At 66.7% G+C, this 16,508-nt stretch carries 16 protein-coding genes; 5 read left to right on the forward strand and 11 right to left on the reverse strand.

Features of this window, described 5'->3' with window-relative positions; genetic code table 11:
- Positions 1 to 2: 2 nt before the first annotated feature.
- The 9 genes from LGN19_RS09595 to kdpF all read right to left on the reverse strand — a co-directional run bounded on the left by LGN19_RS09595 (position 3) and on the right by kdpF (position 9,901).
- Positions 3 to 716 (reverse strand): ABC transporter permease, encoded by a 714-nt coding sequence (locus LGN19_RS09595; protein ID WP_174958237.1) that lies wholly within the window; start codon positions 714 to 716, stop codon positions 3 to 5.
- Positions 713 to 1,402, reverse strand: coding sequence for an ABC transporter permease (locus LGN19_RS09600; RefSeq protein WP_174949025.1), 690 nt, complete (start codon positions 1,400 to 1,402; stop codon positions 713 to 715). Before LGN19_RS09600 ends, LGN19_RS09595 begins: the two co-directional genes overlap by 4 nt.
- 173 nt (positions 1,403 to 1,575) lie before the next feature.
- A complete protein-coding gene (locus tag LGN19_RS09605; RefSeq protein WP_174958239.1) occupies positions 1,576 to 2,349 on the reverse strand; it encodes an ABC transporter substrate-binding protein in 774 nt (257 codons plus the stop codon).
- A 294-nt stretch (positions 2,350 to 2,643) separates the two neighbouring features.
- Positions 2,644 to 3,378 (reverse strand): response regulator, encoded by a 735-nt coding sequence (locus tag LGN19_RS09610; protein WP_174958240.1) that lies wholly within the window; start codon positions 3,376 to 3,378, stop codon positions 2,644 to 2,646.
- Positions 3,375 to 5,081 (reverse strand): DUF4118 domain-containing protein, encoded by a 1,707-nt coding sequence (locus tag LGN19_RS09615; protein WP_174976761.1) that lies wholly within the window; start codon positions 5,079 to 5,081, stop codon positions 3,375 to 3,377. Before LGN19_RS09615 ends, LGN19_RS09610 begins: the two co-directional genes overlap by 4 nt.
- An 80-nt stretch (positions 5,082 to 5,161) precedes the next feature.
- Positions 5,162 to 7,210, reverse strand: a complete 2,049-nt coding sequence (kdpB, locus tag LGN19_RS09620) for a potassium-transporting ATPase subunit KdpB (RefSeq protein WP_226214584.1) — start codon at positions 7,208 to 7,210, stop codon at positions 5,162 to 5,164.
- Between the two features lie 56 nt (positions 7,211 to 7,266).
- Positions 7,267 to 7,968 carry a potassium-transporting ATPase subunit KdpC gene (kdpC, locus tag LGN19_RS09625; RefSeq protein WP_226214244.1) on the reverse strand — a complete coding sequence of 234 codons (702 nt, stop codon included), beginning with the start codon at positions 7,966 to 7,968 and terminating at the stop codon, positions 7,267 to 7,269.
- A 10-nt stretch (positions 7,969 to 7,978) separates the two neighbouring features.
- On the reverse strand, positions 7,979 to 9,682 hold the full coding sequence (gene kdpA / locus LGN19_RS09630; RefSeq protein ID WP_226214246.1) for a potassium-transporting ATPase subunit KdpA: 1,704 nt from the start codon (positions 9,680 to 9,682) through the stop codon (positions 7,979 to 7,981).
- 138 nt (positions 9,683 to 9,820) lie between these two features.
- Positions 9,821 to 9,901: a K(+)-transporting ATPase subunit F gene (kdpF, locus tag LGN19_RS39890; protein WP_063623159.1), complete on the reverse strand. Its 81-nt coding sequence runs from the start codon at positions 9,899 to 9,901 to the stop codon at positions 9,821 to 9,823.
- A 334-nt stretch (positions 9,902 to 10,235) separates the two neighbouring features.
- On the opposite strand from kdpF, the gene LGN19_RS09640 reads away from it, so the two are divergent.
- From LGN19_RS09640 to hutC, 3 genes are all read left to right on the forward strand, one after another.
- Entirely contained in the window at positions 10,236 to 10,550 is a 315-nt protein-coding gene (locus LGN19_RS09640; RefSeq protein ID WP_226214248.1) for a hypothetical protein, read from the forward strand.
- A 179-nt stretch (positions 10,551 to 10,729) separates the two neighbouring features.
- Entirely contained in the window at positions 10,730 to 11,857 is a 1,128-nt protein-coding gene (locus LGN19_RS09645; protein ID WP_226214250.1) for a porin, read from the forward strand.
- Positions 11,858 to 12,039: 182 nt separating this feature from the next.
- Positions 12,040 to 12,735 (forward strand): histidine utilization repressor, encoded by a 696-nt coding sequence (hutC, locus tag LGN19_RS09650; protein WP_175045152.1) that lies wholly within the window; start codon positions 12,040 to 12,042, stop codon positions 12,733 to 12,735.
- A gap of 15 nt (positions 12,736 to 12,750) precedes the next feature.
- On the opposite strand, the gene LGN19_RS09655 is transcribed toward hutC, so the two are convergent.
- Entirely contained in the window at positions 12,751 to 13,992 is a 1,242-nt protein-coding gene (locus LGN19_RS09655; RefSeq protein ID WP_226214252.1) for a glycosyltransferase, read from the reverse strand.
- Positions 13,993 to 14,086: 94 nt separating this feature from the next.
- Here LGN19_RS09655 and LGN19_RS09660 point away from each other — a divergent pair, with 94 nt between their 5' ends.
- A complete protein-coding gene (locus LGN19_RS09660) occupies positions 14,087 to 14,707 on the forward strand; it encodes a TetR/AcrR family transcriptional regulator (RefSeq protein WP_226214253.1) in 621 nt (206 codons plus the stop codon).
- A gap of 127 nt (positions 14,708 to 14,834) precedes the next feature.
- Here LGN19_RS09660 and LGN19_RS09665 read toward each other — a convergent pair whose 3' ends face one another.
- Positions 14,835 to 15,437: a TetR family transcriptional regulator gene (locus tag LGN19_RS09665; protein ID WP_226214255.1), complete on the reverse strand. Its 603-nt coding sequence runs from the start codon at positions 15,435 to 15,437 to the stop codon at positions 14,835 to 14,837.
- 389 nt (positions 15,438 to 15,826) lie between these two features.
- Here LGN19_RS09665 and LGN19_RS09670 point away from each other — a divergent pair, with 389 nt between their 5' ends.
- The gene (locus LGN19_RS09670) at positions 15,827 to 16,489 is read left to right on the forward strand and encodes a DUF3313 domain-containing protein (RefSeq protein ID WP_226214257.1); all 663 of its coding nucleotides are present in this window, start codon (positions 15,827 to 15,829) and stop codon (positions 16,487 to 16,489) included.
- Positions 16,490 to 16,508: the final 19 nt, after the last annotated feature.

Genomic DNA, 16,508 nt, shown 5'->3' on the forward strand with positions numbered 1-16,508 from the left:
CGTTAATGGCCGCGCGGCGAGAGGTACGCGAGCCAGCGCGTCTCGAGCTTGCGGAACGCCCAGATGAGCGTGAACACGACGAGGGCGTACATCACGGCCGCAATGCCGTACGCCTGGAACGACATGTAGGTCGCGGAGTTGACATCGCGCGTGACTTTCAGGATGTCGGGCACGGTCGCGGTGAACGCGAGCGTGGTCGCGTGCAGCATCAGGATCACTTCGTTGCTGTAGCTCGGCAGCGAGCGGCGCAGCGCGGAAGGCAGGATGATCCGCGTATAAAGCTTGAAGCGCGACATCCCGTAGGCCATCCCGGCCTCGATCTCGCCGGCCGACGTCGCCTTGATCGAACCCGCGAAGATCTCGGTCGCATACGCGCATTCGTTCAGCACGAACGCGAGCAGCGTGCAGTTCATCGCGTTGCGGAAGAACGTGTCGAGCAAGACGTGGTTGTGCACGACCTGCAGGCTGTAGATGCCCGTGTAGCACATCAGCAGCTGCACGTAGAGCGGCGTGCCGCGGAACACGTACGTGTAGAGCCACACGGGGGTCGAGATCCAGCGGTTCGACGACGCGCGTGCGATGGCGAGCGGCACCGCGAGCGCGAAGCCGAGGGCGATCGACACGACCAGCAGCCACAGCGTGATCGCGAGGCCGCTGAAGCGGTAGCCGTCGGTGTAGAGATAGCTTTGCCAGTACTGGCTGACGAGTTCGATCACAGTGCGAGCCTCCGGACGCCAACGGAATAACGCTTCTCGAGGTGATGCAGCACGACATTGGACACCGTCGTGATCGCGAGGTAGATCGCGCCTGCAGCCAGCGTGAAGAAGAAGAAATCGAGCGTGCTCTTGCCCGCGTCCTGCGACGCCTTGACGACGTCGGCGAGGCCGATGATCGACACGAGCGCGGTGGCCTTCACGAGCACCTGCCAGTTGTTGCCGATGCCGGGCAGCGCGAAGCGCATCATCTGCGGGAACAGGATGCGGCGGAACACGCGCCAGCCGCTCATCCCGTACGCGAAGCCCGCTTCGAGCTGGCCGCGCGGAACCGCGAGGAACGCGCCGCGGAACGTCTCGGTGAAGTACGCGCCGTAGATGAAGCCGAGCGTGATGACGCCCGCCACGAACGGATCGATGTCGATCTGGTCCCAGCCGAGCATGTCGGTGAAGTTGTTCAGCAGGATCTGGATCCCGTAGAACAGCAGCAGCATCAGCACGAGGTCCGGCACCGCGCGGATCAGCGTCGTGTAGAAGGTGCCGATCGACTTGAGCACACGATTTGTCGACAGTTTCGCGCTCGCGCCGACGAGGCCCAGCACGAGCGACGCGGCAAGCGACAGCACCGCGAGCTTCACGGTTTCCACCGTGCCGGCCCACAACAGCGGACCAAATCCTTGGAAGATCATATGAGGGATCCAGAACGAGGTGGCTGGATTTTCGACAGCCATTAACCCCGCATCAAACGATATCTGCGCACTACCTGATGCGACCTGCTCATCAAGTCGGACGCATCACGCGAAACGGGTTGCACCCAAAAAAGCGCGGCGCGCGCCACAGCCGGTGCGCGCCGCATGGACGGTCAGCCGCCGTAGACGTCGAACGCGAAGTACTTCTTCTCGATCTTCTTGTACGTGCCGTCCTTGATGATGTCGGCGATCGCATGGTCGATCTTCGCCTTCAGGTCGGCGTCGTCCTTGCGCAGGCCGATGCCGGCGCCGTTGCCGAGCGTCTTCGGATCGTCGATGTCCTTGCCGGCGAAGTCGAAGTTCGCGCCGCGCGGCGTCTTCAGGAAGCCGATGTCGGCCTGTACCGCGTCCTGCAGCGCTGCGTCGAGGCGGCCCGACATCAGGTCCTGGTACACGCCGTCCTGGTTCTGGTAAGGCACGACCTGCACGCCCTTCGGCGCCCAGTAGGCCTTCGCGTAGGTTTCCTGGATGGTGCCCTGCTCGACGCCGACCGACTTGCCCTTCAGCGATTCGGCCGTCGGCTGCAGGTTCGCGCCCTTCTTCGTGACGAGGCGCGTCGGCGTGTTGAACAGCTTGTCGGAGAACGCGATCTGCTCGGCGCGCGCCGGCGTCATCGACATCGACGACAGCACGCCGTCGAACTTCTTCGCCTTCAGCGCGGGAATCATCCCGTCGAAGTCGTTCTCGATCCACACGCACTTCGCCTTCAGGCGGGCGCAGATCTCGTTGCCGAGATCGACGTCGAAGCCGACGACCTTGCCGCTTGCGTCCTTCGATTCGAACGGCGGATAGCTGGCGTCGACGCCGAACCGGATCGTCGACCAATCCTTGGCGTGGGCACCGACCGCGATGCAGGCAAGGGCAATACTGAGCGCGAGTTTCTTCATGGCGTTCCTGTCAGAGGCGAACTGGGCAGGGGTCCCGTCGGGCGATCCGCGCCGCCGTGAACCCTTCCAACCCGGAGATCGCCCCTTCCGGCGACACCCCAAGTTGTACATACAACTTTGCCTTTTCTGCAGGTTTGCCAGCAATCCGTGTTTATCACTAGTTGTCGGCGGATTGTTTCATGAATGCGATTTTTCCTTAAATTTCAATTAATTGCGAATTACGACAAGCTAAACAACAGCTTTCTCCAGACGTACACGCGCCGCCAGGGGCGCCTTTCACTTGTCTAGACCTGCCTACGCCGCACCGCGCGGCCCGTCCGCCATTCCGACCGTTTCCAGACCGACCAGACGGTAGCCGAATTGCAGCTCGGTCAGCAGGTGCCGCGGGCGCGCCGGCACCGGTTCGAGCTTCTGCCGCAGGTTCGTCATGTACACGCGCACGTAGTGCGCGCGCTCCGCGTCGTGGATGCCCCACACCTCCGCCAGCAATTGCCGCGCGGCGATCACGCCGCCACGCGCACGAATCAGCGCGGCGAGCAGCCGGAATTCGAGGCGCGTCAGGTGGACCGGCTCGCCGCCGCGCGCGACTTCGTGCTTGCCGAGATCGACTGTCACGTCGCCGAACCGCACGATCGACGACGATTGCCCGTCGGCCGACACGAACGCCGCGCGCCGCAACTGCGCGCGCGCCCGCGCCAGCAGTTCGGGCACGCCGAACGGCTTCGGCAGGTAATCGTCCGCGCCCGCGTCGAGCGCCGCGACCTTCTCCACTTCCTGCTGCCGCGCCGACAGCACGATCACCGGCACCGTCGACCACTCGCGCAATTCGCGGATGAACGTCTTGCCATCGTCGTCCGGCAGCCCGAGATCGACGATCACGAGATCGGGCTTGCTGCTCGACGCATACATTCGCGCCTCGCGGGCCGTCGACGCCTCGCAGGTGTCGAGCCCTTCCTGTTCCAGCGCCATCCGCACGAAACGGCGGATGTCCGATTCGTCCTCGACGATAAGTACGCGCGATCTGATCATGTCCGGCTCTCGTGTTCGATATCGGGCGGCGCGCCCAGTGGCAGGCGAATCTCGAACCGCGCGCCGTGCGGATCGAGTGGTACCGCGCGGATCGAGCCGCCGTGCGCGTTGACGATGCTGCGGCACAGCGCGAGCCCGAGCCCCACGCCGCTGATCGACGATTCCTTGCGTTCGCGCTCGAACGGCTCGAACAGCGGCTCGGTGTTGCGTGCGACGAAGCCGGGCCCGTCGTCCTCGACGAACACGTACAGCGTTTCGCCGAACACGCGTGCCCGCACCGCTACGGCCGCATCCGTGCCCGCGTACTTCGCCGCGTTGTCGAGCAGGTTCATCAGCACCCGCTCGATCAGCAGCGCGTCGACGTCGATCAGCGGCAGGTCGGCCGGCAAGTCGGCGCTCACGTCGCGGCCGGCCAGCACGCCGGCCGAATGCGCGAGCGCGCTGCCGACGATCTCGTCGAGCATGTGCCACTCGCGATTCAGCCGCACGCCCTCGCTCTGCATCCGCGCGAGGTCGAGCAGGTTCACGACGAGCCCGTGCAGCGCCTCGGCCTGGTTGCGAATGCCGTGCGCGAGTGCGGCCGGCTGCCCGTCGGCCAGCCGCTCGGGCCGCTCCAGCGTTTCGGCGAGCCCGCGGATCGCGGTCAGCGGCGTCTTCAGATCGTGCGACACCGCGGCGAGCAGCGCGTTGCGCAGCCGCTCCCCTTCAATCCGGACCAGCGTATGCTGCGCGACGCCGACGTAGTGCACGCGTTCGAGCGCCATCGCGATCGACGAGCACAATGCGTCGATCAGGCGGCGATCGTCGGGGTCGGTGGGTACCGGCTGCGCGTCGCCGAACAGCACGAGCACGCCGCGCACGCGCATCGGCGCCTTCAGCGGCAGGTACTGCGCGGCCGCACGCTCGAACGGCGGCAGCCCGCACCCGGCGCCGCGCGCATTCTCGTAGACCCAGCGGGCGATCGGCGCTTCGACGAACCGGGCGTGCTGCGCCGGCATCAGATGGTCATCCGCATCCGGCAGCACGAGCGCGACGCGCACACCGAGCAGCGGCGCGATCGTGCCGGTGCAGATCGACGCGATCTGCTCGGTCTCGATCGCGGCCGACAGGTCATGCGCGACCCGCGCGAGCGCGGCCGAGCGCTTCTCGTTCGCGCGTGCGGCCCGCGCCTCCGCGCGCAGGCGCGCCGCGAGCTGGCCGATCGCGAGCGCGACGGCCAGCATCAGCGCGAACGTGAACACGTACTGCGTATCGGACACCGCGAACGACAGTCTCGGCTCGACGAAGAAAAAGTCGAAGCAGCCGACGCACACGAACGCCGCCCACGCGCCGGCCAGGCGACCGAGCCGCAGCGCGATCAGCACGACGGTCATCAGGAACAGCATCACGACGTTCGACAGGTCGAACACGCGCAGCAGCGCGCTCGCCGCGAGCGTCGCCAGCGCGCACACGAGCGTGGCGAGCAGCAGCGGCACCGCGTACTGCGACACCCACACGTGCGTGCGCGGTCGCGCTTCACGCACGGCCAGCGTCGGCCGCGTGTCGGGCCCTGCGCCCGCGATGCGGTCGGCCAGCGCCGCACACGCGCGCAGCACGCCGCGCCAGCGGTCGCGGCGCGTGCCGGCCTCGCTGCGGCGGGCGGCGGTGTCCCGCTGCCCTGTTGCCCGTCGATTCGCTTCGCTCACGTTCACATTCACATCCATGATCGCTTCCGGCAATTGAAACGCCGAACGGCCCCGCACACGCCACGAAGGCGTGAGCGGGGCCGCGACGGCGCGTTCGGTCAGATAAACGGCGTCAACAGCATGTCGATCAGCTTGATGCCGATGAACGGCGCGATGATCCCGCCCACACCGTAGATCAGCAGGTTGCGCCCCAGCAGCTTCTCGGCCGGCTCCGCGCGATACTTCACGCCTTTCAGCGCGAGCGGGATCAGTGCGACGATGATCAGCGCATTGAAGATCACCGCCGACAGGATCGCCGACGTCGGGCTGTGCAGCCCCATCACGTTCAGCGCGCCGAGCGCCGGATAGGTCGCGACGAACGCGGCCGGGATGATCGCGAAATACTTCGCGAGATCGTTGGCCACGCTGAACGTGGTCAGCGCGCCGCGCGTCATGATCATCTGCTTGCCGACCTCGACCACCTGCATCAGCTTGGTCGGGTTGCTGTCGAGGTCGACCATGTTGGCCGCTTCCTTCGCCGCCTGCGTGCCGCTGTGCATCGCGACGGCCACGTCGGCCTGCGCGAGTGCCGGCGCGTCGTTGGTGCCGTCACCCGTCATCGCGACGAGATGGCCCTTCGCCTGGTGCTCGCGAATCAGCCGCAGCTTGTCTTCGGGCGTCGCTTCGGCGAGGTAGTCGTCAACGCCGGCTTCCGCCGCGATCGCCGCCGCGGTGAGCCGGTTGTCGCCGGTGATCATCACGGTCTTCACGCCGACCTTGCGCAGTTCGGCAAAGCGCGCGGCGATCCCGTGCTTGACGATGTCCTTCAGCTCGATCGCGCCGAGCACGCGCGATCCGTCGGCGACGACGAGCGGCGTACCGCCACGTCGAGCGATATCGTTGACCGCCGTCTCGACCGCTTGAGGAAACACACCGCCGAGCGCATCGACGTGCGCGCGGATCGCCGACGCCGCGCCCTTGCGCACCTGGCGCTCGCCGATATCGAGGCCGCTCATCCGCGTGCGTGCGCTGAACGGCACGGTGATGCTGCCAGCGGCTGCCGCCACGTCCAGCGAGAAGCGCTGCTTCGCGAGCGAGACGATCGAGCGCCCTTCCGGGGTCTCGTCGGCAAGCGACGACAGTTGCGCGGCCTCGGCCAGCGCACGCTCGTCCACGCCCGGCGCCGGCCGGAACTGCACGGCCTCGCGGTTGCCGAGCGTGATCGTACCGGTCTTGTCGAGCAGCAGCACGTCGACGTCGCCGGCCGCCTCGATCGCGCGGCCCGACGTCGCGAGCACGTTCGCGCGCATCATGCGGCTCATCCCCGCGATGCCGATCGCCGACAGCAGCGCACCGATCGTCGTCGGAATCAGGCAGACGAGCAAGGCGATCAGCACGGTCAGGCTCACCGCCGTGCCCGACGCGTTCAGCAGCACGCTGAACTGCGAGAACGGCAGCAGTGTCACGCACACGAGCAGGAAGATGATCGTCAGCGCGACGAGCAGGATCGTCAACGCGACTTCGTTCGGCGTCTTGCCGCGCTTCGCGCCTTCGACCATCGCGATCATCCGGTCGAGGAATGCCTCACCCGGTTGCGCGGTGATCTTCACGATGATCCAGTCGGACAGCACACGCGTGCCGCCCGTCACCGACGAGAAATCGCCACCCGACTCGCGGATCACCGGCGCGGATTCGCCGGTGATCGCCGATTCGTCGACCGACGCAACGCCGTCGATCACTTCGCCGTCGGCGGGGATCGTGTCGCCAGCCTCGACGAGCACGATGCTGCCGGCCGCGAGTTCGTCGCTCGGCACGCGATGGCTGGTGCTGCCGAATTGCTTCGGCTCGTCGAGCACCTTCGCATACACGCGCTTGCGTGCCGCGCGCAGTGCGTCGGCCTGCGCCTTGCCGCGCCCTTCGGCCAGCGCCTCGGCCGCGTTCGCGAACAGCACGGTGAACCACAGCCAGCACGCGACCGCGAAGATGAAGCCGGCCGGCGCGTCGCCCTTGCCGGTCAGCGCCTGCAGCCACAGCAAGGTCGTGACGATGCTGCCGAGATACACGACGAACATCACCGGGTTCTTCAACTGCACGCGCGGCGCGAGCTTGCGGAACGCCTCGCGCAGCACGGCCGTCCAGCGCATCGGCGGCACGCCGCCGAGCGGCATGGCCGCGGGGGTGATCGGGGTTTCGATATGGGACATGAGTGACTCCGTGGTTCCTGCTATTGCTTCGCGCCGGCCGCCTGGCCGAATGCGCGGTCCAGCGCCAGGTTCAGGTCGAGCACGCGCACGCGCGGTTCACCGAGCACGCCGAGCTGGCGCGGTGTGGCGATCCGGTCGACCAGCGCCGTGACTTGCGCGGCCTCGACGCCGCGTGCCTGCGCGACGCGTGCCACCTGCAGCCGCGCATTCGCGACCGAGATCTCGGGATCGAGCCCCGATGCGGATGCGGTCACCGCATCCGCCGGCACCGGCGTGCCGGCCGCGAGCGCGTTCTCCTGCCGGTACGCACGCACACGCTGCGCGATATCCGCGAGCAGCTTCTTGCTGGTGGCGCCCTGGTTGCTGGCGCCGCTGCCCGCCGCGTTGTACGGCTGGTCGACCGTCTTCGACGGATCGGCCGGATCGGTGCCGGTCGTCGCGCTCGGCCGCCCGTGGAAGTAGCTGGCGTGCGTGAAGTTCTGCCCGATCACCGCCGAGCCGACCGTCGTGCCGTTGCGCTGCACGAGACTGCCGCGCGCCTGCGACGGGAACAGCACGTTCGCGACGCCCGTGGTGAGCAGCGGATACGCGATCCCGGTGACGAGCATGAACAGCACCGACGACGCGATCACGGGCCGCACGAGGCCGCGCGTCGCCGCGCCGAACGAAGAACCGGGTGCCGGCGCGGCGGCGGCCGCTGCCTGGCGATTGCCTTGCATCATGATGTTTTCCTCAGAACAGTTGGCCGCCCGACATCATCAGGTGCTCGACGACCGGGCCGAGCGCGAGCGCCGGCAGGAACGTGAGACCACCGACGACCAGGATCACGAAGATCAGCAGGCCGGCGAACAGGCCCGTCGACGTGGACAGCGTGCCCGCGCTTTCCGGCACGCTCTTCTTCGCGGCGAGGCTGCCCGCGACCGCGAGCATCGGCAGCAGTGTCAGGTAGCGGCCGATCAGCATCGCGAAGCCGATCGTCGTGTTGAAGAACGGCGTGTTCGCGTTCAGGCCCGCGAATGCGGAACCGTTGTTGGCCGTGCCCGACGTGTACGCGTACAGCACTTCGCTGAAGCCGTGCGGGCCGAGGTTCGCGAGGCTGTCCATCGTCGAGTGCAGCATCGACGCCACCGCGGTGAAGCCGAGGATGCTGAACGGATGCGCGAGCACCGCGAGCATCACGAGCTTCATCTCGCGCGCCTCGATCTTCTTGCCGAGAAACTCCGGCGTGCGCCCGATCATCATCCCGACCAGGAACACCGTGAGGATCGCGAACGTGAACAGGTTGATCAGCCCGACGCCGTCGCCGCCGAACACGTTGTTCAGCATCATCTGCGCGATCGGCACGAGCCCGCCCAGCGGCGTCAGCGAGTCATGCATCGCGTCGACCGAACCGGTGGTCGCGGCCGTCGTGACGGTGGCGAACAGGCTCGTCTGCGCGATGCCGAAGCGCATCTCCTTGCCTTCCATGTTGCCGCCCGGCTGCGTGGCGCTCAGTTGCTGGTCGACGCCGAGCCCGGTCACGAGCGGATTGCCGTGCTGCTCGGCCGAATAGATCACGGCCAGGAAGCCGACGAACATCACGACGAACGCGGCAAGAATCACCCAGCCCTGGCGGCGCCGGCCGATCATCGTGCCGAGTGCATAGGTCAGCGCGGACGGAATCAGCAGCATCGACAGCATGTGCAGCGTGTTGGTGAGCGGCGTCGGGTTCTCGAACGGATGCGCGGCGTTCATGCTGAAGAAGCCGCCGCCGTTCGTGCCGATATGCTTGATCGATTCGAGGCTGGCCACCGGCCCCATCACGATCTGCTGGCGCGCGCCTTCGAGCGTGGTCGCCCACGCATCGGACGCGAGCGTCTGCGGCATGCCCTGCCACACGTACACGAGCGCCATCACGAAGCTGAGCGGCAGCAGCACGCGATAGGTCACGCGCGTGAAGTCGACCCAGTAGTTGCCGAGGTCCGCCGCGCTCTTGCGGCTCAGCCCGCGGATGAAGCCGCCTGCGGCCGCGACGCCGGTCGCCGCGCTGACCACCATCAGGAACGTGATGACAGCCATCTGCGAGAAGTTCGACAGGCTGCTCTCGCCCGCATACGCCTGCCAGTTCGTGTTCGTGATGAACGACGCGGCGGTGTTGAACGCGAGGTCGGGGCTTTGCGCGGCACGCTGCAGCGCATCGAACGGCAGCGCGTCCTGGATGCGCAGCAGCAGGTAGCCGACCAGCATCATCCCGGCATTGCTGAGCAGCAGCACCATGCCGTAGCGCTGCCACGACATCGCTTCGTCGGGGTTCACGCCGAGCAGCGCATAGGTACGGCGTTCGACCCACGCGTGGCGCGGGCTCGTAAAGGCGTGGGCGAGCCATTTCCCGACGACGGGCACCAGCGCCAGCATGATCGCGAGAACGATCGCAAATTGAATGAGATTGTTGAACATGTCGACGCTCGCTCAGATCCGGTCAAGGCCGGTGATGAAACCCGCCGTCAAGGCAAAGAACGCGAGCGTGAACAGAATGAAAAGCAGATCGCTCATGACATCCACCGATATTTTCGAATTCCTGTTGAATCGTGCCGATCAATACCGCTCGGGCTTGATCAAAGCATGAAACAGATAGATAAAGAGCGCGAGCGACAACGCGCCGGTGATCCACAACATGGCTTTCCCCTTTTTTCATATGCGCGATATCTCCGCGCGATCGTTGGCGTACCGGGCCCTGCCGTACCGGCGCAGGCCCGTGTGACGCCCCCATGCTCATCTGGCGAATGGGATGCGACAGTGTAGAAATCCGCGTATCAAAGCGGTGTTCAATTTCTTTACAAGGAATAAAAAAGCTGTAAAGACGAAAGCCGGTGGCCATGGCGTTTTTATGCGTTCTTTTCAGGGCCGGTTCGAGTCTATACACCATCTCGTCACCACGATTCCTAGAATGAGCGGCATGTCCAAGACGAGATCTCCGCGGTGCGGAGCACGATGCGACCGGGGTGCCAGCATGAAACCGACCAGAACCGAAACCGCCGCTTCACGCGATCTGCCGCCCGTTCGTGCGCGGCGCCGGTCCCCTGCCGACGAACTCGTGCTGCTGTCGATCCGTGTCGAATCGGACAACCTCGCCGTCGTGCGGCGCCTGCTGCATCAGGCAGTCGGCACCGCACTCAATTTCTATACGGCCGCGATCGACAACCGTACCGGGCGCGCGTGCATCGAGCTCGAGGTCGCGCGTTCGCAGGCATCGCCGGCGATCCTGTCGATCCTCCGCCTGTTGCCGGCCGCCGAATTCGGCACGATCCGCCTGCTGCAGCACTAGCCGATATCCATTGCGGCCGCGCGTGGCACGCGTCACGCGCCCGCTCCCCTTTCATCGATTCGAACGCGCGTCTCCGATGCGAACGCGCGCGGTTCGTCACGAGCCGCGCCGGTTCGCCGCCGGTGCGCGCGCCGGATCGTCGTTCCCGTCGCTACGGGCCTTTCCAGGAAACACTCACAATGAAAAAAGCAGTCGTCGGTACCCTCTCCCTCGCGTTCCTCAGTGCCGCCGCGCATGCGCAAAGCAGCGTCACGCTCTACGGGATGCTCGATGCGGGTATCGTCTATACGAACAACCAGTCGGGTAAAAGCGCGTGGCAGCAAGGCAGCGGCCTGCTATCGAATACGGTCTTCGGCCTGAGCGGCAACGAGGATCTCGGCGGCGGCCTGCATGCGCTGTTCCGCCTCGAGAACGGCTTCAACCTGAACAACGGCACGCAGTCGTACAAGAACACGATGTTCGGCCGCCGCGCGTACGTCGGCCTGCAGAGCGACCAGTACGGCGCGCTGACCCTCGGCCGGCAGTACGACGCCGTGGTCGACTACCTCGGCCCGCTCGCGATGGCGAACAACGGCGACGGCAACAACCTCGCGTCGCACCCGTTCGACAACGACAACATCGACGATTCGTTCTACATCGACAACGCGGTGAAATACACGAGCCCGACGCTCGCCGGCTGGCAGTTCGGCGGCCTGTACGGGTTCAGCAACGCGGCCGGCGGCTTCGCGAACAACCGCGCGTACAGCGCGGGCGTGTCGTATGCGAACGGGCCGGTCAGCCTCGGCGCCGCGTACCTGCAGCTCAACCGCGGCGGGCTGACGGCCGGCGGTGCGCTGTCGACCAACGACGGCCCGAACTTCCCGGCCGTGCGCCAGCGCGTGATGGGCGCGGGCGGCAGCTACGCGTTCGACCGGCTGACGGTCGGCGCGCTGTGGACGCATTCGATGTTCGATGAAACGGCCGCGTCGTCGCTGCCCGGCGCGCTGAACGCGCTGCGCTTCGACAACTTCGAGGTCAACGCGCGCTATGCGCTGACGCCGGCCGTGTCGTTCGCGGGCGCCTATACGTTCACCAACGGCCGCTACGACGACGCAACCGGCAGCCATCGGCCGAAATGGCATCAGGTGACGCTGATGGCCGACTACGCGCTGAGCAAGCGCACCGACGTGTATGCGGAAACCGTCTACCAGCACCAGTTCGGCGTGCCGTCGGGCGCGACGCTCGGCTTCGCGAACGTCACGGGGCTCGCGGCTTCGTCGAACAACACGCAAGTGGTCGGGACGGTCGGCATCCGGCATCGGTTCTGACCGCACGCCGGCGCTCCAAGGCCGGCCGCTCTGTGCAATCCCGCATGGACGCGCGCCGGCCAAAAAGGGATCATTCGGGGAATCCGGGCCCGCGCGTCCGCGAAACCGGTACACTCGGCGCCGGGCGCGCGCCGGATCGGCATTCGGCGGCGGGCCGCTGCCGACTCTCGAATCGTGATCCCATGACCACACCGATCTATCAGGAAATCAAGGACTTCATCCTCGCGCGCATTCATGCCGGCGAATGGGCGGAAGGCGACCAGGTGCCGTCGGAGAACGAGCTCGCACGCGAATTCAACGTCGCGCGGATGACCGTCAACCGCGCACTGCGCGAGCTGACCGCCGAGCAGGTGCTCACGCGCACACGCGGCTCCGGCACATACGTCGCTTCGCCGAAGTACGAATCGACGCTCGTCGCGATCCGCAGCATCTCGGACGAAGTCGCCGCGCGCGGCCACGGCTATCGCGCGCAGGTGCTGCAAGTGGGCGCGGCCGTCGCCGATGCGAAGCTCGCCGACGAGCTGCAGATCGACACGGGCAGCCCGATCTTCCATTCGCGCGTGCTGCATTTCGAGAACGACACGCCCGTGCAGCTCGAGGAACGCTGGGTCAATCCGGCCTGCGCGCCGGAGTACGCGTTGCAGGACTTCACGACGACGACGCCGAACCAGTACCTGACGCGCGTCGCGCCGCTGCAGCGCGTCGAATACCGGATCGAGGCCGCGATGCCCGACACCGAAACGCGCCGCCACCTGACGATGGACGACCGCGAGCCGTGCCTGCTGCTGCATCGGCGCACGTGGTCGCAGGGGTTGGTCGCGTCGGTCGCCAATCTGTGGCACCCGGGCAGCCGTTACCGGTTCACCGGGCATTTCTGAGGGTGATGCGCGGGCTTACCGCGCGCCCGGCCGCCCCCATCGCTCGATCGCACTGACAGCCCGCTTCAACCCTTCCTCTTGCGCGATGCGCGCGCCGAGTTCGAGCGCACGCGCTTTCGTTTCGTCCCGTTCGGCAAAGGCAATGGCCTGCGCAAGCGCGGCAGCATCCACGCGCCGCCCCGCGACCGGCGCATCCGCGACGCCGAGCCGCTGCAACCGGTTCGCCCAGAAGAACTGATCGCCCGCGAACGGCACGACGACCGACGGAATGCCGGCCCGCGCAGCCGAATGCGTGGTGCCCGACCCGCCGTGATGGATCGCCATCGACACGCGCGGGAACAGCCAGTCATGCGGTGTATCGCCGATCACGTGAACGTGTGCGGGCAGCCTCGACGCGTCGATACCGCTCCAGCCCGGATAGAACAACGCGCGGCGGCCGGCGAGCGCACGCGTCAGCGCATCGACCATCGCGGCGCGATCGAAGCCGGCCATGCTGCCGAAGCCGATGTACACGGGCGGATCGCCCGCTTCGAGAAAAGCCGAAAGTTCAGGCGGCGGCTCCCATGCCCGCGCATCCATTCGCCACTGGCCGCATGCCCGCACGTTCGACGGCCAGTCGCCAGGGCCGGACAGCAGTGCCGGCGACACGCCGTACAGCATCGGATGATCGGTCCACACATGCTTGCGCGGCGGCAATCCGCACACGCTCGCTCGCGCCGCATTCGTCGCCTTCTTGAACGCCTGCCACAACAGCGCGTTCACGAACCGGTGGCTCGCGCGGTTCAGCCAGCGCGGCAGCTTCCCCGGCGGCAGGAACGGCGACGCGAATGCCGTAGTGGGTGTGATCGGGATCATGCCGGTGCCGATCGCCGGCACGCCTCGAAACTCGGCGACCGACAAACCGACGAACGAAGCGAGCCCCGACACGAGGATCGCGTCGCAGCCTTCCGACGCCTCCACGATTTCCCGCATCCACGCGGCCGTGTTCGCATTCGCGATTGCCGCGAGCGCCTTCGACGTGTCGTTGAAACCGCCGCGCCCGCGCACCGCATCCGCCAACGCGCCATCCGGCGCAATCGCCCGGCGGATATCGCCGGACAACGGCGCCGACGGCACGCCGAGCGACGCGGCCGACCCGAGCGTCGCCGCGTCGGCCAGCAGCCGGACCTCATGGCCGGCGTCGATCAGCGCACGGCCGAGCGCCGCAAGCGGGCGCGTGTCGCCTTCGGTGCCGTAGGTGGCGATGACGAGCTTCATGCGTGACTCCTCGTGCACGGCGGGAACGGGTGGATTCAAAAAAATGCACGTCGTATACTAATGCAATTCGTGCACTTTCAGCCAATCCCCCGCCATGCCGATTCCGACCGACGATCCGGGCCGTCGTGCGCGCAAGCGCATCCAGATGCTCGCGCATCTCGCCGCCACCGGCGCACGCCTGTTCGACGCGCACGGCTACGACGCCGTCACGATGGAACAGATCGCCGCGCAGGCCGATGTCGCGAAGCGCACGCTGTACAACCACTTTGCAACGAAGGAAGCCGTGCTCGCGCACTGGCTGGAAGGTGAACTCGCACGCGATCTTGCGCATCTGCAGCGCGACGTCGCGCGGCGCAAGACCTTCGCGTCGCGCATCGGCTGCGTGCTCGATGCGTCGGCGGCGTGGTGCGAGCAGCATCCCGCGTACCTGCTCGCGTATTTGCGTCATCGCTTCCTGAGCATCGGCGCGGTTGAACCGGCAAGCGGTGGAGAGAACGGCAGCGATATCGCGCTCGTGTGGCAGCAACTGATCGCAGCCGGGCAGCAATCCGGCGAACTGAACGGCACACTGCGGGCCGACCAGCTCGCGACGTGGTTCCATCACCTGTATCTCGCGGCGATGCTGCGCTGGCTGACCGTGCCGGGGCTATCGCTGAAACGGGAGTTCCAGGCGGTCTCGAAGCTGTTCGTCGAAGGCGCGGAAGCGAAAGGCTGAGCGGCGGCGGTGGTCAATGGCCGGTGGCCGGCCAGGCGCTCACCGGATCACAAGCGCCCGAGCACGACCGCGAGCAGCGAGCGCCCGAAACGGACGACCGCCATCCCGCATGCGACGAATGCCCGCTTCATTTTTTCCGCGACGATTGCGCGGCCGGTGCGGCAGCGCCGCCGCCCGACGGCCATTGCGTCTCGTCGAGCAGCCGGTCGAACAGCCGTGCGCGCTCGTCGGACGACAGTGGGCACAACCCGAACATCGCCGATAGCGCGAGCCCCCAGGCCGCCTTCCAGCGCAGCAACGCAAGATCGGGATCGCCGGATTCGGCCGCGATGCGCTTCGCGTTCTCGCCATCGATATCGCGCACCTGCTGCAGCGGTGCGGGATCCTCGACCAGCGCCGCCATGATCGCCAGCGCCGCCGACGGCTGCTGGTCGATCACTTCACGCATCGTCGCGATCTGCGCGGACAGCGTCGGCTGCCCCGCGCCCGGATCGCGCGCGGCCAGATAGTCGCGCTGGAATCGTTGGTAGTAGTCCTGCTGATGTTCCATCAGCGCGTTCAGCACATCGCCTTTCGTGCGGAACTGATGCATCAGCCCGCCCTTGCTGATGCCGCTTTCGCGCGAAATCGCATCGAACGTGAGCTTGCCCGGGCCGTCGCGCTCGAGAATCGCGAGCGCCGCCTGGATCGCGGCAGTGCGCGTTCGCTCGGAACGCGTCGGGTTGTCCATGAACTGTCCCCGCTATGGAGTCATGCAATGCGACCGCGCCGAACCGGCACGATCGTATGAAGGAAGTGCGCGGAGTCTATCACAAACAAACCGCCTGGTCGGTTTACTTCCAGAAATGGCGGTGCTACGATCGGCTCCCGCATCGGCCCCGGCCGGATGCCGAACCGCACCGCGCATCGCACGGCGCGGTACAAGCGCCGCCCGCAGCCTGGCTGCACGGCCGATCATCCCTGCCCGACGGCTTGTTGCTCCCGGCATTCATGGGGTTACTTCGCCCCAAAAACAAACCGTCTGGTTGGTTTTTTTAGTCAGCCCGAAGCAGCGACACCGCCCTGTTTCACCACCCTTCGCCCGGCACTACCGGCGCGAATCCCGACCCGGAGAGTCAGATGAACCGATCGATCAAGCCCAGCCACCTGCTCAACGCCGCGCTCTGCGTCGCACTCGCCGGATGCGCCGGCGTCCAGCCCGCCCGCTACAGCAGCATCGAATCGTCGCCGTACCTGCGCAGCGATCCGCAGGACAAGTCCGGCCGCGTGCCCTACCGCTACGCGTTGCCGGCGGACTGGCACAGCTACCGCAAGCTGATCCTCGACCCGGTGGCCATCTATCGCGGCACCGACCACCAGTTCGGCGACCTGACCGACCAGGACAAATCGACGCTCGCCGCGTACATGGGCGACACGTTCGCGAAGAAGCTCGGCAAGCGCTTCGAACTGACGACCACGCCGAGCCCCGGCACGCTGCGCGTCAAGCTGACGCTGACGGGCGCCGTGACGACGACGACGTTTGCCGGCGCATTCGCGCACTTCGACCTCGCGGGCAACGTGTACAACGGCGTGCAGGCGATCCGCGGCCGTGAAGGCGCGTTCACGGGCTCGGTCATGTATGCGGTGGAGATCCGCGATGCCGCGACGAACCGGCTGATCAACGCATACGTGACGAAGCAGTATCCGAATGCGATGAACATCGGCGCGAGTTTCGGCGCGCTCAGCGCGGCCAGGACGGGCATCGACAAGGGCGCCGATGCACTCGTCGCGCAATTCGACTGAAACCCGCCGGCACACGTTG

The organism is Burkholderia sp. AU30198 (assembly GCF_020419825.1).
Taxonomy (GTDB): Bacteria; Pseudomonadota; Gammaproteobacteria; order Burkholderiales; family Burkholderiaceae; genus Burkholderia.